The 22,210-nt window shown below is 76.0% G+C and carries 18 protein-coding genes; 12 read left to right on the top strand and 6 right to left on the bottom strand.

Features of this window, described 5'->3' with window-relative positions; all coding sequences use genetic code 11:
- Window positions 1-38: 38 nt before the first annotated feature.
- On the top strand, window positions 39-1,586 hold the full coding sequence (locus ACGFSH_RS12365) for a DEAD/DEAH box helicase (RefSeq protein ID WP_393347553.1): 1,548 nt from the start codon (window positions 39-41) through the stop codon (window positions 1,584-1,586).
- A 99-nt stretch (window positions 1,587-1,685) separates the two neighbouring features.
- Here the strand turns inward: ACGFSH_RS12365 and ACGFSH_RS12370 are convergent, their stop codons facing one another.
- The 3 genes from ACGFSH_RS12370 to ACGFSH_RS12380 all read right to left on the bottom strand — a co-directional run bounded on the left by ACGFSH_RS12370 (window position 1,686) and on the right by ACGFSH_RS12380 (window position 5,544).
- On the bottom strand, window positions 1,686-1,898 hold the full coding sequence (locus ACGFSH_RS12370; RefSeq protein ID WP_393347555.1) for a DUF4287 domain-containing protein: 213 nt from the start codon (window positions 1,896-1,898) through the stop codon (window positions 1,686-1,688).
- A 150-nt stretch (window positions 1,899-2,048) separates the two neighbouring features.
- Entirely contained in the window at window positions 2,049-2,363 is a 315-nt protein-coding gene (locus ACGFSH_RS12375) for a hypothetical protein (RefSeq protein ID WP_393347557.1), read from the bottom strand.
- Window positions 2,364-2,388: 25 nt separating this feature from the next.
- Complete coding sequence (locus ACGFSH_RS12380; protein WP_393347559.1) at window positions 2,389-5,544, bottom strand: AAA family ATPase; 3,156 nt, start codon at window positions 5,542-5,544, stop codon at window positions 2,389-2,391.
- A 291-nt stretch (window positions 5,545-5,835) separates the two neighbouring features.
- Between ACGFSH_RS12380 and ACGFSH_RS12385 the strand changes: the two genes are divergently transcribed.
- The 3 genes from ACGFSH_RS12385 (at window position 5,836) to ACGFSH_RS12395 (ending at window position 9,405) form a co-directional block, all read left to right on the top strand.
- Window positions 5,836-6,495: a LuxR C-terminal-related transcriptional regulator gene (locus tag ACGFSH_RS12385; protein ID WP_393347561.1), complete on the top strand. Its 660-nt coding sequence runs from the start codon at window positions 5,836-5,838 to the stop codon at window positions 6,493-6,495.
- A 151-nt stretch (window positions 6,496-6,646) separates the two neighbouring features.
- Entirely contained in the window at window positions 6,647-7,321 is a 675-nt protein-coding gene (locus ACGFSH_RS12390) for a DUF4255 domain-containing protein (protein ID WP_393347563.1), read from the top strand.
- Window positions 7,322-7,443: 122 nt separating this feature from the next.
- Window positions 7,444-9,405 carry an ATP-binding protein gene (locus tag ACGFSH_RS12395; protein WP_393348114.1) on the top strand — a complete coding sequence of 654 codons (1,962 nt, stop codon included), beginning with the start codon at window positions 7,444-7,446 and terminating at the stop codon, window positions 9,403-9,405.
- A 43-nt stretch (window positions 9,406-9,448) separates the two neighbouring features.
- On the opposite strand, the gene ACGFSH_RS12400 is transcribed toward ACGFSH_RS12395, so the two are convergent.
- The gene (locus ACGFSH_RS12400; protein ID WP_393347565.1) at window positions 9,449-10,849 is read right to left on the bottom strand and encodes a ricin-type beta-trefoil lectin domain protein; all 1,401 of its coding nucleotides are present in this window, start codon (window positions 10,847-10,849) and stop codon (window positions 9,449-9,451) included.
- A 106-nt stretch (window positions 10,850-10,955) separates the two neighbouring features.
- Complete coding sequence (locus ACGFSH_RS12405) at window positions 10,956-12,368, bottom strand: hydrolase (RefSeq protein ID WP_393347567.1); 1,413 nt, start codon at window positions 12,366-12,368, stop codon at window positions 10,956-10,958.
- 333 nt (window positions 12,369-12,701) lie between these two features.
- Between ACGFSH_RS12405 and ACGFSH_RS12410 the strand changes: the two genes are divergently transcribed.
- The 4 genes from ACGFSH_RS12410 (at window position 12,702) to ACGFSH_RS12425 (ending at window position 15,469) form a co-directional block, all read left to right on the top strand.
- Window positions 12,702-14,300 (top strand): phage tail sheath family protein, encoded by a 1,599-nt coding sequence (locus ACGFSH_RS12410; protein WP_393347569.1) that lies wholly within the window; start codon window positions 12,702-12,704, stop codon window positions 14,298-14,300.
- Window positions 14,301-14,373: 73 nt separating this feature from the next.
- The gene (locus tag ACGFSH_RS12415) at window positions 14,374-14,817 is read left to right on the top strand and encodes a phage tail protein (protein ID WP_069774061.1); all 444 of its coding nucleotides are present in this window, start codon (window positions 14,374-14,376) and stop codon (window positions 14,815-14,817) included.
- On the top strand, window positions 14,817-15,314 hold the full coding sequence (locus ACGFSH_RS12420; RefSeq protein WP_393347571.1) for a hypothetical protein: 498 nt from the start codon (window positions 14,817-14,819) through the stop codon (window positions 15,312-15,314). The genes ACGFSH_RS12415 and ACGFSH_RS12420 overlap by 1 nt, the downstream gene beginning before the upstream one ends.
- Window positions 15,311-15,469, top strand: a complete 159-nt coding sequence (locus ACGFSH_RS12425) for a DUF6760 family protein (protein WP_393347573.1) — start codon at window positions 15,311-15,313, stop codon at window positions 15,467-15,469. The genes ACGFSH_RS12420 and ACGFSH_RS12425 overlap by 4 nt, the downstream gene beginning before the upstream one ends.
- 167 nt (window positions 15,470-15,636) lie before the next feature.
- Here the strand turns inward: ACGFSH_RS12425 and ACGFSH_RS12430 are convergent, their stop codons facing one another.
- Entirely contained in the window at window positions 15,637-16,905 is a 1,269-nt protein-coding gene (locus ACGFSH_RS12430) for a hypothetical protein (protein ID WP_393347575.1), read from the bottom strand.
- 1,063 nt (window positions 16,906-17,968) lie between these two features.
- Between ACGFSH_RS12430 and ACGFSH_RS12435 the strand changes: the two genes are divergently transcribed.
- The 4 genes from ACGFSH_RS12435 to ACGFSH_RS12450 all read left to right on the top strand — a co-directional run bounded on the left by ACGFSH_RS12435 (window position 17,969) and on the right by ACGFSH_RS12450 (window position 22,163).
- Window positions 17,969-19,021 carry a hypothetical protein gene (locus ACGFSH_RS12435; protein WP_393347576.1) on the top strand — a complete coding sequence of 351 codons (1,053 nt, stop codon included), beginning with the start codon at window positions 17,969-17,971 and terminating at the stop codon, window positions 19,019-19,021.
- Between the two features lie 62 nt (window positions 19,022-19,083).
- Window positions 19,084-19,509, top strand: a complete 426-nt coding sequence (locus ACGFSH_RS12440) for a phage tail protein (protein WP_069774064.1) — start codon at window positions 19,084-19,086, stop codon at window positions 19,507-19,509.
- 27 nt (window positions 19,510-19,536) lie between these two features.
- The gene (locus tag ACGFSH_RS12445; protein ID WP_393347579.1) at window positions 19,537-20,262 is read left to right on the top strand and encodes a peptidase M23; all 726 of its coding nucleotides are present in this window, start codon (window positions 19,537-19,539) and stop codon (window positions 20,260-20,262) included.
- Entirely contained in the window at window positions 20,262-22,163 is a 1,902-nt protein-coding gene (locus ACGFSH_RS12450) for a VgrG-related protein (protein WP_393347581.1), read from the top strand. The genes ACGFSH_RS12445 and ACGFSH_RS12450 overlap by 1 nt, the downstream gene beginning before the upstream one ends.
- Window positions 22,164-22,210 lie beyond the last annotated feature (47 nt).

A 22,210-nucleotide genomic window follows, 5' to 3' on the forward strand; every position in this document is an offset into this window, starting at 1 on the left:
CCGGTTCATGGTGTCGCCCCTTTCGAGGAAGGTCACGGATGAACCGCAACAGCTCCGTCCGCTCCCGTACGGACCGGCGCCAGGGCGCCCCGTCCCGTTCGGCCAAGGCCGGGCGGAACGGACGCGGGAGCCGTCCCGCCGCGTCCGGCGGTGAGTTCGCCGTTCCCGTGACCCTCACTCCCGGGCTGCCGGCCGTCGAGGCCTTCACCGAACTCGACATGCCCGAGCAGCTGCTGACCGCCCTCGCCGCCGAGGGCGTGACCACGCCCTTCCCCATCCAGGCCGCCACGCTGCCGAACTCGCTGGCCGGCCGGGACGTCCTGGGCCGCGGCCGGACGGGCTCCGGCAAGACCCTCGCCTTCGGGCTGGCCCTGCTGGCGCGCACCGCCGGGCAGCGCGCCGAGCCCCGCCAGCCGCTGGCCCTGGTCCTCGTCCCCACCCGGGAACTGGCCCAGCAGGTCACCGACGCCCTCACCCCCTACGCCCGTTCGCTGCGGCTGCGGATCGCCACCGTCGTCGGCGGTCTGTCGATCGGCCGGCAGGCGAGCGCCCTGCGCGGCGGCGCCGAGGTCGTCGTGGCCACGCCCGGACGGCTCAAGGACCTCATCGACCGGGACGACTGCCGGCTCGACCGGGTCGCCGTCACCGTCCTCGACGAGGCCGACCAGATGGCCGACATGGGCTTCATGCCGCAGGTGACGCAGCTGCTCGACCAAGTGCGTCCCGACGGCCAGCGGCTGCTGTTCTCGGCGACGCTGGACCGCAACGTCGACCGCCTGGTGCGCAACTACCTGCACGACCCGGTCGTCCACTCGGTCGACCCGTCGGCGGGCGCCGTCACCACGATGGAGCATCACCTGCTGCACGTGGACGACGAGGACAAGCACGCCACGACCACGGAGATCGCCGCCCGCGACGGGCGCGTGATCATGTTCCTGGACACCAAGCACGCGGCGGACCGGCTGGCCAAGAAGCTGCTGGCGGTCGGCGTGCGCGCGGCCTCCCTGCACGGCGGCAAGTCGCAGTCCCAGCGCAACCGGACCCTCGCGCAGTTCAAGGACGGTCACGTCAGCGTGCTGGTGGCGACCAACGTCGCGGCCCGCGGCATCCACGTCGACAACCTCGACCTCGTCGTCAACGTCGACCCGCCCGGCGACCACAAGGACTACCTGCACCGCGGCGGCCGCACGGCGCGCGCGGGCGAGTCCGGCACCGTCGTCACGCTGGTCCTGCCGCACCAGCGCCGGGAGATGACCCGGCTGATGGCCGACGCCGGCATCACCCCGCAGACCACCCGGGTCCGTTCGGGCGGCGACGAGCTGAGCCGTATCACCGGCGCGCAGGCGCCCTCGGGCGTGCCCGTCGTCCTCGCTCCGCCGGCCCCTGCCGCCGAGAGCCGCCCCGCGCGCGGCGGTGGGGCGCGCAAGGGCTCCGGCTCGGGCCGCGACGGCGGCGCGCGAGGCGCCGGCGGCGGCACGCGCGGCGGCGGCGAGCACAACGGCTCCGCCCCGCGCCCCCGCCGTGGACGCCCCGCCGCCCAGGGCCGTCGGCGCCCGGCCGCGGGCGGCGGCACCGGCGGCCGCTGAGGCGGAACGCCCTGACGCGGCGGCCGCGCCGCAGACCGCTCCCGGGCACCGCTCGGGGAGGCTCCCCGGAACCGGTCGCCGACCGCTCGGCGAGTGCGTTCAGCGGCCGGCGTCCTCCGCCAGGGTGTGCGCCACCAGGGCGTTGGCGTGGCCGTGGCCCAGGCCGTGTTCGCTCTTCAGCCAGGCGACCAGCTCCATGTGCCGGGTGAGCGGCGAGGCGCGGATCAGGCCCTTCCAGTCGTCGATCGGGCGGCCGTACTTCTTCTCGATCGACGGGAAGTAGCTCGCGGGGCCCTTCACCGGTGCGCTCATCTCGCTCATGTCCTTCCGCCGGGGCCCGGTGCGTCCCGTGCCCGTCGTCCTTCGTGCGTCCGTCCCTTGTCCGACCCGCGCGGTGCGCGGGAGTGAGCGGGCCAGCGGTGTGGTCCCCATCACATGCGGTGCGGCCGCGGGCTGCGGGCGTCAGCCGCCGAGCGCGGCGTACGCCGCGTAGGGCAGCAGGATCGCCGGGAGGGTCAGCAGCCGGGGTGCGGCCGGACGGCCGCTCCGCAGGGGCCCGAGGCCGTCGGAGAGGACGAGCGGCAGGGCGGCGAGCGCCGCGGACACCACGAGGGCGACCAGGACGAAGCCGCTGTTCTCGATCTGGTCGTACGTGCACAGACCGAGATCGCGGCGGTGCAGGTCGCCCAGGTCGCAGTGCCCGTGGGCGAGGCACCCACCAGTCCCGCGCCCAGGCGGCTGTGACGCGGACGATGCCTCCGGTCGGGGGCCGGTCACGGCGCCTGCCGGCGCGGGCGGTCGCTCACGTCTGAAGCGCCTCGCGCAGCTGCCCCCGGCGGCGGATCCCCAACTTCTTGTAGGTGCTGGTCAGATGGGTCTCCACGGTGCGGCGGGCCAGGTGCAGCGCCTGCGCTATCTCCGTGTTGGTGCGGCCCTCCGCCGCGAGTTCGGCGACCCGGCGCTCACTGCCGGTGAGGGCAGCCGAGCCGGTGCGGGCCGGGGAGGTGCGGCGGGCGCCCGCGGTGCGCAGGGCGTGCTCGGCGTGCGTCAGCAGACGGACGTTGCCCAGCCGTTCGGCGCGTTCGGCGCCCTCGCGCAGATGCTCGCGGCCCCTGCCGCGCTCGCCGACGGCGGTCAGCTGGTGCCCGTGGGCGAGCAGCGACGCCACCAGCTCCGCCTCCGCCGGGGAGCCGCGCAGCACGGCCACCGCCTCCGCACCCAGTTGCAGACCCCGCCGGCCGCGGGTCGCCCGGCCCAGGACGCGCAGCGCCCGGCCCAGCGTGCGCGGGGTGCCCCACACGCGCGCGAGGCGCAGTTCCTCCGACGCCAGGGTCAGCGCCTCCTGGGCGTTGCCCAGCGCCAGCCGGCACTCCGCGGCCGCCGTCCGCCACGGGGTGACGACGGGGCTGAGGACGGCGCGCGCGGACTGGCGGCGGCCGCACTCCAGGAAGTCGTGGAGCGCGCCGGCGACGTCCCCCTCGGTGGAGCGCAGCACGCCCCGCGCGTACAGGAAGCGGTTCAGCTCCCAGGAGTCGGGGGTGTCGTGGAGGTCGAAGGCGTCCGCCAGGCGGCGCGCCTCCTGCGTGCGGCCCGTCTCCACGAGGGCCAGCAGGGCGTGCGCGTCCGCGTTGGACGGGCCGCCGCCGACGCGCCGGGCGCGCGGGCCGCCGTGCGTCGCGAGCAGGACGCCGTACGCGTCGCGCGCCGCCGCCGTGTCCCACCTGGTGTCCAGCAGGGCCTGGGCCATCGGGTGCAGCAGGGAGGGGTGCTGTCCGGCCAGGCCGCGTTCCACGAGCCGGTCCGCCTCGTCGAGTTCGTCGGCCCACTGGGCGACCGCCGCGGCCGTGCCGAGAAGGAACGGTTCGGCGAGGGGGTCGGCGGGCTCGCTCAGCAGGGAGCGCAGGCGGCGCATCGCCTCCCGGGCCGTGATCTCCCCCGCGGTGGCCGCGTACCGCACGAGCAGGGCCCGTCCTGAGGCGCCGACCAGCTCCGGGGAGCGACGCGCGGTCTCGGTCACCCAGCGGTAGGCCTCGCCGCGGACCGTCTGGTCCTGGTCGGACAGGAGCGCGGACGCGGTCTGAAGCGTGTGGGCGAGGTCGGCGTGGCCGTCCGCGAGCCGTGATCCCAGCCGGCGCAGCGCGGCGACCGCCGTGCGGACCTCCCCGCGGCCGGCGAGGGCGGTGCCCAGGGCGATCGCCGTGCGGACCTGGTCGCGCGGGTCGGCGGGCAGGTCCAGCGCCTCCGACAGCCGCGGGATGCCCGCCGGGGCGTCGGCGCCGGCGTACTCCAGCGAACCCAGCTCCGTGAGCAGGCGCTGGCGCAGGTCGTCGGGCAGCGGCTCCCGCAGCGCCCGGCGCAGATAGCGGACGGCGTCGTCGGGGCGTGCCTCGCGGGCGGCGACGGCCGCGGCGTCGCGCAGGACGCGCAGCGCCCACGGCAGGCCGGCCGGCGCGCTGCCCAGCAACTGCCGTGCCACCGCGTCCACGTGGTCGCCGCGGCGCAGCATCGCCCGCGCCACCGCCCGGTGCGCCTCCTGGCGGCGGTCGGTGGACCAGCCGCCGAGCACGGCGTCGCGCAGGAGAGGGTGCGCGTACCGGGGGCGGCCGGACGCGTCGGGACGCAGCACCCCGAGGCGCGTCATCGCCGTGAACCAGCCGGTGACGCGGGCGGGGTCCGCGCCGCAGGCGTCGGCGACGAGCGCGGCGAGGCCGTCGCCGGGCCCGGTCCGGGCGGTGCTCCCGCCGGCGCCGGCGTACCCGGGGTGCGCGGCGGCGGCACCGCCCCAGTGGTCCGCGTGCGCGGCGGCTTCCGTGCACCGCACGGGATGCGTGGCGTGGACGGCGGACACGGCGCGCGCCGTGTGGCCGGCCGACCCGCCGTCTTCCGCGCACCGTTCGGCGTGCGCGCCGGCTGCGGGGTGGGCGGGGTGGCCGGCGTGCGCGCCGGCTGCGGGGTGGCCGGTGTGGGGGGCGTGGGGGGACGGTGGTGTTCGGGCCGGGCGGGCCGCCGGGTGGTCTGCCGGGCCCGCCGCCCTGCGGAACCGTTCCGCCCGTTCCACACGGTCCGCCCTGGCCGCCCGTTCGGCCCGCTCGGCACGTTCCTCGCGCGCGGCCCGTTCCTCCCGTTCGGTCCGTTCCGCCTGGGCCGCCTGTTCCAGTGCGGCGAGGGTCCGCGCCACCTCCGCGGTCGCCGGTCCCGCGCTGTCCAGCCACCAGGAGACGGCCGCGGGATAGGAGCCCGGGTACAGCGCGGCGCACGTCGTCGGGACGGCGGCCGGCGGCGGGGCGCCGTCGAGGTCGTCCAGGAGGGCGTGCAGGAGCAGGGGAATGCCCGCGCCGGCCCGTGCGCAGTCCGCGGTCCACCGGTCCGGGGCGGCGGGGAAGGCGTCCCGGGCCAGGCCGGAGGAGGCCTCGTCGGTGAGCGGGGCCAGCGCGTGGGTGCGTACGAGGGACGGGGAGAGGGTGTGGGCGAGGCCTGCGGGGTGCGGCGCGATGTCGTACTGGCTGCGCTCGGTGACCACCAGCAGGACCGGTAATCGGTCGATGCGGCGGGCCGCCTCCACGAACCAGCGGCGCGAGGCCTCGTCGGCGAGGTGGACGTCGTCCACGGCCATCATGAGCGGGGCGCTCTCCGCGTACGAGCGCAGCAGCCGCCACAGCCGGGCCGCGCTCCCCCGGTCCTCGCCGCCTGGCGCGACGTCCGCGAACTCCGGGACCGGGCCGAGGAGATGGAGGACCGAGGAGAACGGCAGCGCGGTGTCCTCGGGGGAGCAGCGGGTGCGCAGGACGCGCAGGCCGGCCCGGTTCGCGTGCGCGGTGGCCGCCTCCAGTGCGGCGGACCGGCCGGTGCCGGTCGCCCCGCGCAGCAGGACGAGGCGGCCGGTTCCGGCGCGGGCCCGCTCGGCCTCCGCGGCCAGCAGTGCGTGGGCGTCGTCGCGTTCCCGCATCGGTGCGGTCATGACTGCCTCCTGCGGTCGGATACGTCGGACTTGTACGGGAAGAGGGTGTGCGGTCCGGCCCAGGTCCCCGGGGTCGTTGTGGCAAGGCTCACGAACTCCCGCACACCGCCTGGCTTCAGGCCTGTGACCTGCGAAGACACGGGCGGACCGTGGTGCCCGGGGGCTTGCTCTCGTGGTCGGCCTCGTGGTGCTCCACGATTGCGCGCGCCGCGGGGGGCGAAGAAGTCTGGACCATGCCCACCCGCTGCCGGTCCCCGCCGGGCCGCGGATCCGTGAACATGGGGGAAACGGTTGCTCAGCTCACCCCGGACAGCAGACACCGGCGCCCGGCGGCGGATTCCCGTGGCCGTCCAGGCGTCCGACCCGATCTCCCGCGAGGGCGCCGTCGGGCAGTTGCGCGGCCGGCCGGAGGTCGAGGTGCGCGACGAACTGTCGTCCGCCGCCGGCACGGTGGCGCTGCTCGTCGAGGACACCCTGGACGAGGCGGCGCTGGCCCGGCTGCGGCGGGTCGTGCGCAGCGAGGGGGCCCGTGCGGTGCTCGTCGTGGGCACGATCCGCGAGACGGAGCTGCTGGACGTCATCGAGTGCGGGGTCGGGGCCATCGTGTGGCGGCGGGAGGCGACCGCGCATCGGCTGGTGCAGGCGGTGGTGGCCGCGCAGCGCGGCGACGGCGACCTGCCGGCCGATCTGCTCGGCCGGCTCATCAGCCAGGTGGGCACGCTGCACCGCGGTGCGGCGGGCCGGCCCGGCGCCCCCTCCCTGGGGCTCGCGCCGCGGGAGGTGGACGTCCTGCGGCTGGTCGCCGAGGGCCTGGACACCGGAGAGATCGCCAGCAAGCTGTCCTACTCCGAACGAACCGTCAAGAACGTCATGCACGGACTCACGACGCGGCTGCATCTGCGCAACCGGGCGCACGCTGTGGCATATGCCCTCAGGGAAGGCTACATCTGACCGAACGGGCACTCGAAGGCGGACACGCGGGCAGCGGCCCTGCCCGGCCACCGGCCCCGGCGCGCCTCTCGCGGCGCGGGCCGTCCGGGGCACGATCGGTAGGGGGCGGGCGCGGCAGGGCACACGGGCAAGGCAGTTGAGGAGCGCGAGGGTGATCCACGAGGTGGACGAGGTCCTCAAAGGCCTGCTGGAGGGCGGTGCGCTGGCGGGCTCCGGCATCGACGTCTCGTTCGAGGCGCCGACCCGCGACTGGGCCGCCCGGCGCAACGCCCCTGTGATCAACACCTACTTGTACGACATCCGCGAGGACGTCTCCCGTCGGCAGCGCGGCCACATGGCGGTGCGCGACGAGCGGGACGTCGTCGTCAAACGCCGTCAGCCGCCGCGCTGGTTCCGGCTGTCGTACCTGGTCACCGCGTGGACGCGAACGCCCCAGGACGAACACCGTCTGCTCTCGGCCGCGTTGGCCACGCTGCTGCCGCGCGAGCTGATCGCCGCCGAGGAACTCCCGGGCTCGCTGCGCGCATTGGGCCTGGCGATGCCGCTGACAGTGGCCGGAATCCAGACCGAGTCGCGCTCCCTCGCCGAGATCTGGTCCGCGCTGGGCGGCGAACTCAAGCCGTCCCTGGACCTCGTGGTCACCGCGCCGGTCCCGGCCTACCCCGAGTACGACGCCGGGCCGCCGGTCACCGAGGGCGCGGCCGTCCGGCTGCGCGGCATCGACGGCGACCCGCCCGAGTCCGGCGAGCGCGCCCACCGCCCGCACCAGGTGGCCGCCGCCCGCGAAGCCCGCGGGATCGCGCCGGGCCGCCCGGAGCCGTGGTGAGCGGGACGTACACGGAGCGGGGCGAGGCCGGCGCCCGGTCCGACGCGGCCGGCGCACCGCGCACGCCGCGGGCCGCCCCCGCCCCGCACGGGAGCGCGGGCCCGCCGGACGAAACCGCCGCGCTGCTCGCCCGGCTCGCGCTGCTGCGCGACGGGGTCGCCGCCCTGGTCGAGAGCCGCGCCGCCACCGATCCCACCGCCGACGACCCGCTGCGCGGCCTGTACCTCTCCGAGGACGCCGTACGCCACCACCTCGCGGGCGCGACCGCCGTGCCCGACGACGCCGGCGCCCCGGCCGGGCCCGTCCCGCCCGCCGGCCACGACGCCCTGACCGGTCTCGCCGCCCGGCTCCGCCTCACCGGCCTGGACGCCGCGATCCTCCTCGTCGCCCTCGCCCCCGACCTCGACCGCTCCTTCGAACCGCTCTACGGCTACCTCAACGACGACGTGAGCCGGCGGCGCGCCACCGTGGGACTCGCCCTCGACCTGTGCGGGGCGCCCGCCCACCTGGCCGCGGCCCGGTCCCGGTTCCACGCCTCGGCGCCCCTGCGCGCCTACGGACTGCTGGACGTCGAGGAGCCCGAACGGCCCTTCCTGTCCCGCTCGTTGCGCGTGCCCGACCGGCTGCTCGCCCACCTGCTGGGCGACGACACCCCCGACGCCGCCCTGCACGGCCGCCTGCACCCCCTTCCCCCGCCGCTGCCGGACGGCGAGCGCCTCGCCGGCCTGCTCGCGCACCGGCTGCGCACCGGCCCGCCGTTCACCGCCTATCTGCGCGAACACCGCGAGGGCGACGGCCTCGCCGCGATCGCCTCGGCGCTCAGCGCGGCGGACGCCCGCGCCCTGCGCTACACCGGAGCCGAGGACCGCGTCCCCGAGCTGCTGCGCGAGGCGCGCCTCGGCGGCCTGGCGGTCGTCCTGTCCGGTCTGCCGGAGCGGCCGGAACCGCTGATCGGCGCGCTGGCGGACGCACCCGACGTCACCGTCCTGCTCACCGATCCGCGCCCCTACGACCCGCACTGGACCACCCGCGACCCGCTCGTGCTGGAGGCCCCCCGCCGCCGGGCGGCCGGGACGGCGGCCTGGGCCGCGGCGCTGGACGCGGCGGACGCCCCCCTCGCGCCCGGCCTCGACCTCGCCGCCACCGTCGCCCCCTACCGGCTCGGCGGCGAGCGCATCGCGCGGGCCGCGCACGCCGCCGCCGCGCTGGCCGCGTTCGAGGGCGGCCCGCTCGACGCCGGACATGTACGGCTCGCCGCCCGGCAGCAGTCGGCGTCGGGACTGGAACGGCACGCGCGCCGGATCCGGCCCGACGTCGGCTGGACGGACCTCGTCCTGCCCGAGCGGCCGCTGACCCAGCTGCACGAACTGGCCCTGCGCGCCCGGCATCGCGACCGCGTCCTCGGCGACTGGCGGCTCAGCGCGGGAGGTGGTCGCGGCCGGGGCGTGCTCGGTCTGTTCGCGGGCGAGTCCGGCACCGGCAAGACGCTGTCGGCCGAGGTGGTGGCGGCCGAACTCGGGCTCGACCTGTACGTCGTCCAGCTGTCCTCGGTAGTCGACAAGTACGTCGGCGAGACCGAGAAGAACCTGGAACGCATCTTCACCGAGGCCGACCGCACCGACGCCGTGCTGCTCTTCGACGAGGCCGACGCCGTCTTCGGCAAACGCTCGGAGGTCAAGGACGCGCACGACAAGTACGCCAACATGGAGAGCGCCTACCTGTTGCAGCGGCTGGAGTCCTTCGACGGCATCGCGCTGCTCACCACCAACCTGCGGGCCAACATCGACGAGGCGTTCACCCGTCGCCTCGACCTCGTGGTCGACTTCCCGTTCCCCGACGCCGGCCAGCGGCTCGCGCTGTGGCGGCACGGGCTGACCCATGTGCCGTGCGCCGCCGGCGTCGACCCGGCGCCGCTGGCACGGGACTTCGAGCTGGCCGGCGGCTCGATCCGCAGCGCGGTCGTCACCGCCGCCTACCTCGCCGCCGGGCGCGACGAGCCGGTCGGCGACGGCGACCTGCTGGAGGGGGCCCGCCGCGAGTACCGCAAGGCGGGCCGTCTGGTGCCGGGCGAGGCCACCTGGTAGTCCCCGGCGGCCCCCGGAACGGCGCGGGCGCCCGCCGTCGTGGCTACTGTGCGCGCCACTTCTGGTTGGGGGTGCCCGAGCAGGTCCACAGCTGGAGCTTGGTGCCGTTGCCGGTGCCGCTGTCCTTGGCGTCGATGCACTTGTCGGCCTGCGGGTTCACCAGGTCGCCGTACTCGCTCAGCACCCACTGCTGGGCCGGGTTGCCGGAGCAGTTCGCCACCTGGATGACCGCGCCGTCGTCCTTCGAGCCCCACGCGACGTCCATGCACAGGCCGAGCGCGCGCACCGTGCCGTCGCTCCTGAACACCCACTTCTGGTTCGCCGACCCGGCGCAGTCCCACAGTTGCAGCGGGGTGCCGTCCTTGCCCTTGCCGTTCTGCGCGTCGGTGACGTCGACGCACCGGCCGGAGCCCTTGCCGATGATGAGGGCGCCGGGCACCGGGGCCGCGGGCTTGGGCGCCCCCGCCCCGCCGGATCCGCCCTCGCCGCCACCGCCGCCGCCCCCGCTCGCGCCGCCGCCCGACGTCGACGAACCGCCGGAGGAGGCCGCGCCGCCGTCGCCCTGCTGCGCCGGCACGGACGGCGCCGGCGGCTCGGGCAGCGGATCGGCGGAGGCGTCCGCCTTCGGCGCGGACGGAGCCGACACCGCCGGGCCGGGCAGCGCGGTGCTGCCGGCCTCCACCAGTTTCTCCCGCGCCCCGCTGCTCACCTGCGGTTTGTACGTCAGCCAGATCATGACGAACGCGATGGCCAGCGCGACGGTGAGACTGAGCGCGGTGGCCAGCCAACGCGGCAGGAACCCGCGCTGCACGAACGTGCCGTCCACCGGCAGCGGCGCCGCGCCCGACCGCTGCACGCTCAGCGTGTACGGCCGCTGCTCCTTCGAACCGAACCAGATGATCTGACGCGGCCGCAGCGTCGCCTCGACGAACACGGCCCGTCCCGGCTCGATCTGCACACTGCCCGGCCGGAACTCGTAGCCCAGGTGGTCGCCCGTGTCGCCGCCCGCGACGGACGCCGTCACCCGGGTGTTGCCGAGGTTGTCGACGGCGAGCCGCGGCCGGCCCCGGAAGCGGCCCTTCACCGTCGGCGGCACCAGCTCGGCCCGCACCTCCGTGAACGGCGTGACCGTCAGGTTCCCCTCCGGCACCGTCACCGCGTCCGGATGCTCCGTCGGCGTGATCCGCACCGCGAACGGATGCGGACCCGCGGCCGCGTCCGACGTACGCGGCGGCGCGAACGTCAGCTCCACCGTCCCCGTCGTCCCCGGATACAGCCGCAGCGTCGGCGGCTCCACCGTCGTCCACGGCGCGACGTCCCCGACGGGCTCGAAACGGTACTCGTCGACCACGTCACCGGTGTTGCGCACACGCAGCCGCACGATCGCCCGGCTGCCGGGATCGACGGTCGCCGCGGCCGGTTCCAGAGAAGTCCACAGAGTCACCCGCCGACGCTACGACGCCGGACGCGGGCCGGACAGAAGCCATCGGGCACGGTCGCTGCCCGAAAGGGACGGCCTGCCGTGCCCCCGCACACCGCGGCGGCCCGCCTCACACCGTGAAGCGGACGGCCTCCAGCTGGAGCCGGTCCTGCATCGGGCTGCCGCCGTAGATCCAGTCGCCCGCCTTGGTGCAGCCGTTCCCCAGCCAGCCCCGGTCCTTGATGTGCGGGTTCTGGCAGACGGAGCCCTCCATCGTCTTGATGGTGAACCCCTCCATCACCGAGACGGCCGGCTTGCTGGATCCCATGTACATGTCGACGCCGTCGGACGCCTTCGACCACTTGTCCCCGGTCAGCCAGCCCCCGTCCACATGCGCGGCGTTGCCCGAGACACCGCCCGTGCGCGCCGTGGCGATGTTCAGGGCCTTGACGGCCAGATCCTTGCCGGTCGTGCCGGCGATCGCGCCGTCGCAGACCGGGTCCTGCCAGCCCTTGTCCTCCACATAGGCGCGGTAGCAGATGTGCCGCCCGTCGCTGCGCGCCGCCAGCTTGTTCACGGCCACGGCGGCCGTCTCCTGCCTGGGCTTCGCGGGCGGCTTCGACTCGCCCCCGCCGCCCGCGCCGCCGCTTCCGCCGCCGTCGGCCGCGGCGCTGCTCACCGGGGCCTCCGGCGCCGCGGGGGCCGTCGGGACGGGCACGAGGGCCGGGGCGCTGGGCGTGGCCGAGGGGCTGGGCGCCAGGGTGCTGACGGCGGCCTGAGCGACCTTCTCCGACGCCAGGCTGCGCACCTGCGGCTTGTACGTCAGCCAGATCATCACGAACGCGATGGCCAGCGCGACGGTGAGACTGAGCGCGGTGGCCAGCCAGCGCGGCAGGAACCCGCGCTGCACGAACGTGCCGTCCACCGGCAGCGGCGCCGCGCCCGACCGCTGCACGCTCAGCGTGTAGGGCTGCTCCTCCTTCGAACCGAACCAGATGATCCGGCGGGGGCGCAGGGTCGTGTCGACGAACACCGCGCGCCCGGGCTCGATCTGGACGCTGCCCGGCTTGAGGTCGTAGGAGAGCCGGTCCCCGGTGTCGCTGCCGCTCAGCGAAGCGGTGACGCGGGTGTTGCCGAGGTTGTCGACGGCGAGCCGCGGCCGGCCCCGGAAGCGGCCCTTCACCGTCGGCGGCACCAGCTCGGCCCGCACCTCCGTGAACGGCGTGACCGTCAGGTTCCCCTCCGGCACCGTCACCGCGTCCGGATGCTCCGTCGGCGTGATCCGCACCGCGAACGGATGCGGACCCGCGGCCGCGTCCGACGTACGCGGCGGCGCGAACGTCAGCTCCACCGTCCCCGTCGTCCCCGGATACAGCCGCAGCGTCGGCGGCTCCACCGTCGTCCACGGCGCGACGTCCCCGACGGGCTCGAAACGGTACTCGTCGACCACGTCACCGGTGTTGCGCACACGCAGCCGCACGATCGCCCGGCTGCCGGGATCGACGGTGGCGGAAGAGGGTTCCAGAGAAGTCCACAGGCTCACGCGCCGACGCTACGGGGAGCCCGCGAGCGGCGTCAGAGGCAGGAGGGCAGGCCCGGTGCCCCCTCGGTCCCCGGCCGGCTGCCCGGAAGTCCCGGCCGTCCCCCGGACCCGCGCCCCTGCCTCCCGGCGGGGACGGCCGGGGACCGGAGGCCGGACCGCAGACGGGCCGGGAGCGGCGGGGACGAACGGGGGAGCCGTTGGCGCCGGACGGGGCCGGGGGACCGCCGGGGCAGGCGCAGTGCCCCCGGGTGTGCACCGGGGGACGTTTCGGAATACGCGCTTCGCGCGTGACGGTGAAAGACGTCCTGACGCGTACCCCGAGGAGAGCACAGCATGCCGTCCTACCTGTCGCCCGGCGTATACGTCGAGGAGGTGGCCAGCGGCTCCCGCCCGATCGAGGGGGTGGGCACCTCGGTGGCGGCCTTCGTCGGGCTCGCCCCGACCGGCCCGCTCAACGAGCCGACGCTGGTGACCAACTGGACCCAGTACGTGGCGGCTTTCGGTGACTTCACCGACGGCTACTACCTGGCGCACTCCGTCTACGGGTTCTTCAACAACGGCGGCTCGGCCGCGTACGTCGTCCGCGTGGGCGGCTCCCCCGCGGGCGCTTCGGGCGACGCCAAGTCCCCCTCCGCGCTCACCGGTTCCGGCGCCGGCTCCGCGTCCGCCGCGCTGCCGGCCGGCGAGCCGAAGCAGCTCGGCACGTTCACGGTGACGGCCCTCGCGCCGGGCGAGAACGGCGGCCCGCTGAGCGTGGAGGTCGCCGACGCCGAGGGCGAGGGCCCCGCCGAGCGCTTCAGGCTGATCGTCAAGGACGGTGACAAGCCCGTCGAGACGTTCGACGTGAGCGCGAAGAAGGGCAACCGCTCCTACGTCGTCACGCAGGTCAGGGAACGCTCCAAGCTGATCGCCGTCGCCGAGGCCGCGCCCGCCGCACAGCTGGCCCGGCCGGAGAACCAGACGGTCGCCCTGCCGGCCGCGCCGGCCGCCGCCCCCGCCGTGCCGGTGGAGGAGAGCGCCCCGGTCGGTCCCGCGCAGTACCTGGGCGACAGCTCCGACCGCACCGGCTTCGGCGGCCTGGAGGCCGTCGACGAGGTGTCCATGGTCGCGGTCCCCGACCTGATGGCCGCCTACCAGCGCGGCGCGATCGACCTGGAGTCGGTCAAGGCCGTCCAGCTCGGCCTGATCGCGCACTGCGAGCTGATGGGCGACCGCGTCGCGATCATCGACCCGCCGCCCGGCCTCAACGCCCGCCAGATCCGCGTCTGGCGTCAGGAGACGGCCGGCTACGACTCCAAGTACGCGGCCCTGTACTACCCGTGGATCAAGTCCTTCGACCCGGCCGCGGGCCAGGCGCGGCTGATCCCGCCGAGCGGCCACGTGGCCGGCGTGTGGGCCCGCAACGACTCCGAGCGCGGCGTCCACAAGGCCCCCGCCAACGAGGTCGTGCGCGGCGCGGTGGACCTGGAGATCCAGATCACGCGCGGCGAGCAGGACCTGCTCAACCCGATCGGCGTCAACTGCATCCGCGCCTTCCCCGGCCGCGGCATCCGCATCTGGGGCGCCCGCACCCTCTCCTCCGACCCGGCCTGGCGCTACCTCAACGTCCGCCGGTACTTCAACTACCTGGAGGAGTCGATCCTGATCGGCACCCAGTGGGTGGTGTTCGAGCCGAACGACCACGCCCTGTGGGCCCGGATCCGGCGCAACGTCTCGGCGTTCCTGGTGAACGAGTGGCGCGCGGGCGCGCTGTTCGGCGCCCGCCCCGAGGAGGCGTTCTACGTCAAGTGCGACGAGGAGTCCAACCCGCCGGAGTCGGTCGACCTCGGCCGGGTGGTCTGCGAGATCGGCATCGCGCCCGTCAAGCCCGCCGAGTTCGTGATCTTCCGCCTGGCCCAGTTCCAGAGCGGCAGCGGGGAGCTGGAGGAGTAGCGGCGCGGGCCACCGCCCCGCCGCTTCCGGCCCCGTACCGCTCCGCAGTCAACTCCCGTAGAAGGAAAGCCAGATGAGTCTCCAGCCGGGTGACGCCCTCACTTCGCACAATTTCGGCCTCCAGATCGACGGCGTCATGGTCGAGTACCTCGCCGAGGTCAGCGGCCTCAGCATCGAGCAGGACGTCATCGAGTACCAGCAGGTCTCGGCGCAGGGCAAGCCGGTCACCAAGAAGCTGCCGGGCGTCAAGAAGGCCGGCACCTGCACGGTCGTGCGCGGCATGACCCAGTCCGCCGCGTTCAACCAGTGGATCACCGAGTCGATCAACGGCGTGATGGGCACCGCCCGCAAGAACGCCACGATCATGGTCATGGACTACATGAACAACCCGGTCAAGCGGTACAACATGCGCAACGCCTGGTGCAGCAAGATCGACACCAGCACGGTCAAGGCGGGCGAGGCGTCCGCGCTGACCGAGACCGTGACGATCACGTTCGAAGAACTGGTCATCGAGTAATGCGGCGCACGGCTGTCCGGGCGGCGGCGGGCGGGGAGCAGCCGCAGGAGGCGCTCCCGGCCGTCGCCGTGCCCGAGTCCGCACCGGCCGCGGTCCCCGCCGCGGCCCCGGCCCCGGCGGCGTACCGGCTCCAGACGGAGTTTCCCTTCGAACTGCCGCGCGGCTACGTCGACGAGGCGGGCACGGTCCACCGCGACGGCGTGATGCGGCTGGCGACGGCGCGGGACGAACTGGTCCCGCTGCGCGACATCCGCGTCCAGGAGAACCCGGCGTACCTGTCGGTGGTCCTGCTCGGCCGGGTCATCACCCGCCTCGGCACGCTGCCGCTCGTCCACGACGGCATCGTGGAGAACATGTTCGCCTCCGACCTGGCGTTCCTCCAGGACTTCTACCGCCAGGTCAACGCCGAGGGCCACACCCGCGCCTCGGTGCGCTGCCCCCACTGCTCGGAGCCCTTCGAGGTGGAACTCGGCGGGAGCCGCCTGGGGGAATCGTGACGTACGCGACCGACCGGCTGCACGAGGAGATCGCGTACGTCGCCTTCCACTTCCACTGGAGCCAGGACGAGATCCTGGATCTCGAACACCACGACCGGCGCCGTTACGCCGACCAGATCGCGTCCCTGGTGACCCGGGGCGGGGCGGAGGGCTGAGGCATGGGGTTCCTGGAACGACTGCGCGGCGGACGCGGGGGGCGCGGGCAAGGCGGGGAGCCTGCCGGTCGCGAAGCCACGAGCGGCACGGTCCGCGCTGACGGCACGGCCCACGGCGGCGGTACGGCCCACGGCGGCGGTACCGGAACGCCTGTGCCGACGCCGGCTCAGGACGGCGCGGGGGCGCGTGCCGTCCCGGCCGCCTGGCCCTCGCTCCCGCCCATCCGGCGGACGGCGGCCGCGGGCCCCTCGGGCGTCGCCGACGCCGGGTTCGGCGGCCGGCTGGCCACCTGGCAGAACCCCTCCTTCCTGGACGTCCGCCCGCACGCCGTGCTGGACGCGGCCCCCGGCGGCCTGATGAGCGGTCTGCGGGCGGCTCCCCGGGCCGCGGAGGCGGAACCCGAACGCCCGGCCGCGCCGCCCCGCGCGACCCCGCTGCAACGCGCCCTCCCGGCACAGCAGTTGCCGACACCGACGATGCCGACGCCGAGTCCGATTCCGAGGGCGCCGGCTCCGGCATCGGTGCCGCCGCCCGCTTCCGCCCCGGCGGCGACTCCGGCTTCGTCGCCGACTCCCGCACCGACGCCGCTCTCCGCCGCCGCCCCGGCCCCCTCGGCTGCTCCCGCCTCCGCCTCCGCCCCCACCCCTGCGCCTGCGCCTGCCGTGGGCCGGCGCGGCTCCGCGGACGTCCCGGTGGTCGCCGCGCGCCCGGCGCCGGCGTCCCGTCCCGCTCCCGCCGCCCCGGCACGGGGCATCCGCGTGTCCCCGGCCGCTCCGCCCCCGGCGCGGAGGGCGGCCCCGTTGACGAGGTCGACCTCCGCGCCGGTCCAGCGGCGGACGCTGCCCGCCAGGACGGCCCCCTCTGCGCCGTCCGCCGGCCCGGGCCCGGCACAGGCCTCGGCGCGGGGCACGGTCGCCGACGGCGGCGACGGACCGACGACCGCCGGGGAACCGGCGCCCGGCCCGCGAGCGGACTCCGCCACGGGTCCCGCGCCCACGGCGCCGACGGCCGACTCCCCGGCGACGCCGGTGCAGCGGGCGGCGACGCCCGCGTCCCCGCAGCCGCCCACTCCCCCGCCGTCGCCCAGCCCGTCATCCGTACCGTCGCCCTTGCCCTTCCCCATGGCCTCGCCCATGCCGTCGCGTCCGGCCGAGCCCGCCGTGCCCGTTACCCGTACGCCGGACGGTTCCCCGTCCGTGCGGCGCCCGGTCGCGGTCCAGCGGGCGGTGACGGACGGACCCGAAGCGGCAGCGGCCGCACCCGCCGGCACCGGCCCGGCGGACAGGCCCGCGGCGACGCCTCGGCGCACGCCCACGGCCCCGGACCGGCCGGTCGTCGCGCAGCGGGCGGCCGCCGACCGGCCCCCCGCCGCACCGGCGACCGGCACGGCCGTCACCTCGGCAGCCGGGCCGCCGGTCGCCCCGGCTTCCGCCACGACAGCGCCCCTCGGCGTCCGGGCCGGAGACGGACCCGCGTCCGCCGAAGCGCCCTCGCCCGCCCACCCCCCGGTGGACGTCCGGCGAGCGACGACCTCGCACCCCGCACCGGCCACAGTCCCCACACCCACCGACTCGTCGGCACAGCAAGGCCGTTCCCTCTCCGCGCCCACCCCGCCGCCGGTCGCGCTCCAGCGAGCGGTGACGGCCCGGAGTGCGGCCGTACCGGGTGCGCGCGGCGGCGGCCAGGGGGTCGCGCGTCCGTCGGCGGCACGCGCTGCCGCACCCGTGGCGGGCAGCGGTCCCGCCGGCCCGACGCCGTCAGCCGGCTCCCCTGGGGTCCAGCGTGCGGTCGCGCGGCCCGCGGTCCCACCGCCCGCGGCCCCCGCCCTGCCCGCGGCCCCCGCCCTGCCCTCGCCCCCGTCCTCGCCCCGGAGCGGCGGCCCGGTCCCCAGCACGGCCGCGCCCGCACCCGCGCCCTCTCCGCCGCCCGCGCCCTCCGTCGCGCCCTCCACCTCCACCGCGCCCCCGGACGACGGCGGCCGTACGACGCCCCCCGGCATCCAGCGTGCGGCGACGGCGTCCGGCGTGGTCCCCGGGCCGTCGTCCGGCGTGGTCCCCGGGCCGTCGTCCGGCGTGGTCCCGACGTCGTCCTCGAACACCCCCGCACGGCCTCGGCCCGCGATGCCGGGCGACCCGGTCACGCCGCCCACCGGTTCCGCTCGTCCGCCCTCCCCGACGCGCCCCGCCTCCGACGCACCCCGGCACGTCACCGGCACGCCCGCCGCCCCCACTGCCGGACCCGCCGTCCCCGCGCCGAGCGTTCAGCGCGCCCCGGCGGCCGCCGCCGCGCCCCGTCGCCGGGCAGGCCTCGGCGCCCCGACGAGCGTCTCCGCACCCCTTCCCCCGGCCACCGGGCCCACCGCCCCGCACCCGTCCCCCGCGCCCCCGGCCTCCTCCGCGACCTCCCGCGCCGTGCCCGAGCCCGAGCCGCGCGCGTCCACGCCCCCCAGCGCCACACCCGCCCCTCCCGGCCGCACGCCGACCCCGCTCGGCGCCCCCGTGCAGCGCAGTGCCCTGACGGCGTCCGCCGTGCGGCCCGCCGCGCCCGTGTCCGCACGCCCCCTGCTGGGCGCCCCTCTCTCAGCGCGCCCCGCCGACGCCCGCCCCGTCGCGACGCCCGCCGGCGTCCCCGTCACACCCCGGGCCGCCGCCCCGCGTCCGACGACCGGCCCGGCGTCGACTCCGGCGCCGACGCCCCCGGTCGTGCAGCGCGCCGCCACTACGCCCACGCCGGCCCGGACGCCCCGCCCCCCGGAGATCGCCACGCCGTTCGCCCCCGGTCCCGCCGCCGCCCCGGTGACCCCCGCCGGCGCCCCGCCCCTCACGCGGCCGTCGCCCGCCGCAACGCCGTCCGCCGCGGCCCCCGGCGCTGCCCTCACGGCCCCGGCCCTGCCCGTCGCCGTGCGCCCCGCGCCGTCGGCCGTCCGCTCGCCGTCGGTGTCGTCCGCGACCCCTGTGCAGCGTCGCACGGTCCCCGCCGCGCGGCCGGGGGCCGTGCCGCTGCGCCGCACCGCGCCCGGCGTCGCCTCGGGCCACCCCGTCGCCCGCCCGTACCCCACCCGCACGGTCACGGCCCCCACGACCGCGCCGTCCCCGGCACCGCCCTCCCCGGCTGTGCCCGCGCCGACGCCCCCGGCCGCCCCCGCGCCCCCCGTCGTCCAGCGCCGCACCCCGCACGCGCCCTCGCCCTCGCCGGCGCCCGCGACGCCCCCGCCGTTCCTCCCGCCCCTGCCCGTCCCGGCGGCCACGCCCGCGCCCGCACCGGTCGTCCAGCGCACCGTCACCTCGCCGCCGCCCCCGCCCGCGCCGCCGCGGCCGTCGCCCGGTGCGAGCAGGCGGGCCGCCGCGCCGGTGGCCGGGCCGCCCTCCGGGACGGAGCGGCAGGCGGCGGAACCGGCGCGGTCGCAGCCGGGGTTCGATCCTCGGGACCTCACCGACTTCCAGCTCGACGAGCTGACGCACCGCCTGACCGGCCGCATCACCCGGCTGCTGCGCACCGAACTGCGGCTCGACCGCGAGCGGATCGGCAGACTCCGCGACCCCCGCCACTGACCGCTCCGCCCGCCCTCGCCGCCCCCGACTCCCGTCCCCTCTCCCGGAAAGGCCAGGCCCCGATGCCCTCCGATCTCGACCCGGGCTCCACCGTCTTCTTCACCCTGACCATCGACGGCGAGAGCCTCGGCTTCTTCAACGGGTGCGAGGGGCTGTCGTCCCAGGTGGAGATCGAGCACCGGCAGGAGGGCGGCAACAACGGGTTCGTCTGGCAGCTGCCCTCGCGGGTGACGTTCTCCACGATCCGGCTGACCCGCCCCCTCACCCCGGACACCACCAAGGTCGCCAAGTGGATCTCCTCGGTCACCACCGGAGTGACCCGGCCGACGGCCCAGATCGCGGCGCTGCGCGCGGACGGTTCGGAGGTCGCCCGGTGGGGCCTGATCGACGTGCTGCCGGTCAGCTGGCAGGGACCGTCGCTGAACCCGGACAGTCCGGGCGTGGCCACGGAGGTCCTGGAGATCACCCACCACGGCTTCACCGACTAGCAGAGCATCCAGGAGGACGAGGACGTCATGGCCAAGGGAAGCAGAGGCGGCGCCGGGAAGAGCCTGGTCCGTGCCACCCTCGCGATCCACGAACCGCCGGTCGGCACCAGCACCACCCCCGGTGGGCTGATCAAATCCTTCGGGTTCGACTTCAACCCCGCGCAGTTGCAGCTGGGCCGCCGGGCCCAGTGGAAGGTCACGCCGACCGCGGCGGTCCGCGACGGCTCCGTGCCGGAGTTCATGGGGCCCGAGCCGCGCGAGATGACCGTCGAGGTCTTCCTCGACACCTCCGACCAGCCGGGCAGCAACACCGTGCTGAAGAAGGTGGAGTCGCTGCTGGAGTGCTGCGAGGTCACCGCCAAGAGCATCGCCGCCAAGCAGCCCTCCCCGCCGTGGGTGGTCTTCCAGTGGGGCTCGTTCTCCACGGCGCGCTTCACCGCCTACGTCAGCAGCATCGACGTCACGTACTCGCTGTTCGGCACGACCGGCGTCCCGATCCGCGCGACCTGCCAGGTGCGCCTGCACGAGATTCCGAGCAGGACGAAGGGCCAGAACCCGACCTCGGGCGCGCTCACCGCGCAGCGGGTGCACCGGGTCGTCGCCGGCGACTCGCTCCAGTCCCTGGCCTGGCGCGAGTACGGCGACGCCTCCGCGTGGCGGTCCATCGCGGAGGCCAACGGGATCGACGACCCGTCCCGGCTGCCGAGCGGGATCGAGCTCGTGATGCCCGCCGCCGAGGAGGTGCGCCACTAGTGGTCCAGTCCGCGTTCTCCAGCGTCATCCAGGTCACCCTCGGCGGCAGCCCCCTGCCCGTCGACATCGCGCCGCTCCTCGTCGACGGCTGGGTGGACCAGGGCCTGGGCGTGCCGGCCGCGTTCCGGCTCACCTTCCGCGATCCGGGCCGTCAGGTCCTGCGCAAACTGAACGTCAGGTTCGGCACGCCCGTCGTCCTCGCCCCCATCGCCGACGGCAAGGGCGCCTCGGACCCGCTGCTCACCGGCGAGGTCTGCGGCCTGGAGGCCGACTACGACGGCACCGGCACCTTCACCGTCGTGCGGGGCTACGACCTCGGGCACCGGCTGATGCGCCGGCGCCGGGTGGCCGCCTACCGCAACCAGAGCGCCTCGGACATCGCCCGCAAGCTGGCCGCGCAGGACGGCGTCCCCGTCGGGCGGATCCAGTCCACCAAGACGGTCTACGAGTTCATCAGCCAGGCCAACGTCACCGACTGGGACTTCCTCGCCCGGCTGGCCGACGAGAACGAGATGGTCATGTCGGTGGACGCCAAGGGCAAGTTCCAGTTCGTCAGCCCGGACCCGGCGTCCGGCGCGCCCCCGACCTCGACGCCGGGCGACAAGAGCCCCTTCGTCATGGAGGCGGGCACCGACATCCTGCGGCTGCGGGCCGCCGTCACCTCCGCCGAACAGGTCGGGACCGTCGAGGCGCGCGGCTGGGACGTGACGACCAAGAAGAAGCTCACCGCCACCGCGCCCGCGCTGACCAACCCGGGCATCAGCATCGGCATGACGCCCGGCGAGGCGGCCGCCCGGTTCGGTCCGGCGAAGCTGGTCGACGCGCAGACGCCGTACGACCGGCAGTCGGAGGTGAAGTTCGCCGCCGAGGCCCTCGCCGACGACGTCACCGGCTCGTTCGCCGAGCTGGAGGTCGTGGCGCGCGGCACGCCCAAGCTGCGGCCCGGGCTGCCCGTCACGCTCGCCGACGTCGGCGACCCCTTCGAGGGCAAGTACACCGCCACGTCGGTGCGGCACGTCTTCGGCGACGGCAAGCACTACGAGGCGTGGGTCACCGTCAGCGGACGGCAGTGGCGGTCGCTGTACGGGCTCTCCTCCGGCGGCGGGGGCGCCCAGAAGGGGCTGCACCTGCCCGGCACCGTCAACGCGCTGGTCACCGACGTGGGGGACCCGCTGCGGCAGGGACGCGTGAAGCTCCAGTTCCCCTGGCTCGACGACGCCTACGTCAGCGACTGGACCCGGGTGGTGCAGTGGGGCGGCAAGTTCGGCGGCTCGGTCTTCCCGCTCGACGTCGGCGACGAGGTGCTGGTCGCCTTCGACCGGGGCGCGCTGGACCACCCGTACGTCATCGGCGGCCTCTACAACGGCCGGGACAAGCCCACGCCGGTCAAGGACGTGCCGCTGCACGACGGCGCCCGGCAGCGCGCCTCCCGGCACACCCTGTCCGACCGCGAGGGCAACCGGATGGACCTGCTCAGCCAGCGCGCCGGCGGCAAGCAGGGCGTGCGGCTGACCAGCGGCGACGACAAACTCGTCATCAACCTGGACCGGACGCGGACCGAGATCACCGTGGACAGCAGGGGCGCCGTCAGCATCAAGGGCGGCCGCTCGGTGTCCGTGAAGGCCGGCACCGACCTCACCCTCACCGCGGGCCGCAACATCGCCATCAGGAGCGGCGGTTCGCTCACCCTGCGCGGCGGCCTCGTCAACATCAGGGCGATGACGGGCGTGGTGTCGGTGGACGCGGCGGGCCTGCTCAACCTCAAGGCGGGCGCCGCCGCCACCCTCAGCGCGGGCGCCGCCGTGCAGGTCAACTCCACCGCCAACGTGGGCATCCGGGCCGCGACCGTCACCCTCCAGGGCGTCGTCATGGTCAACGCCAAGCCCTACCCGCTGCCGTGACGGGCGGCCCGCACGCCGTGAGACCCAGGAGAAGGCAGGTGGCCCTC

The organism is Streptomyces sp. NPDC048481, assembly GCF_043200075.1.
Taxonomy (GTDB): Bacteria; Actinomycetota; Actinomycetes; order Streptomycetales; family Streptomycetaceae; genus Streptomyces.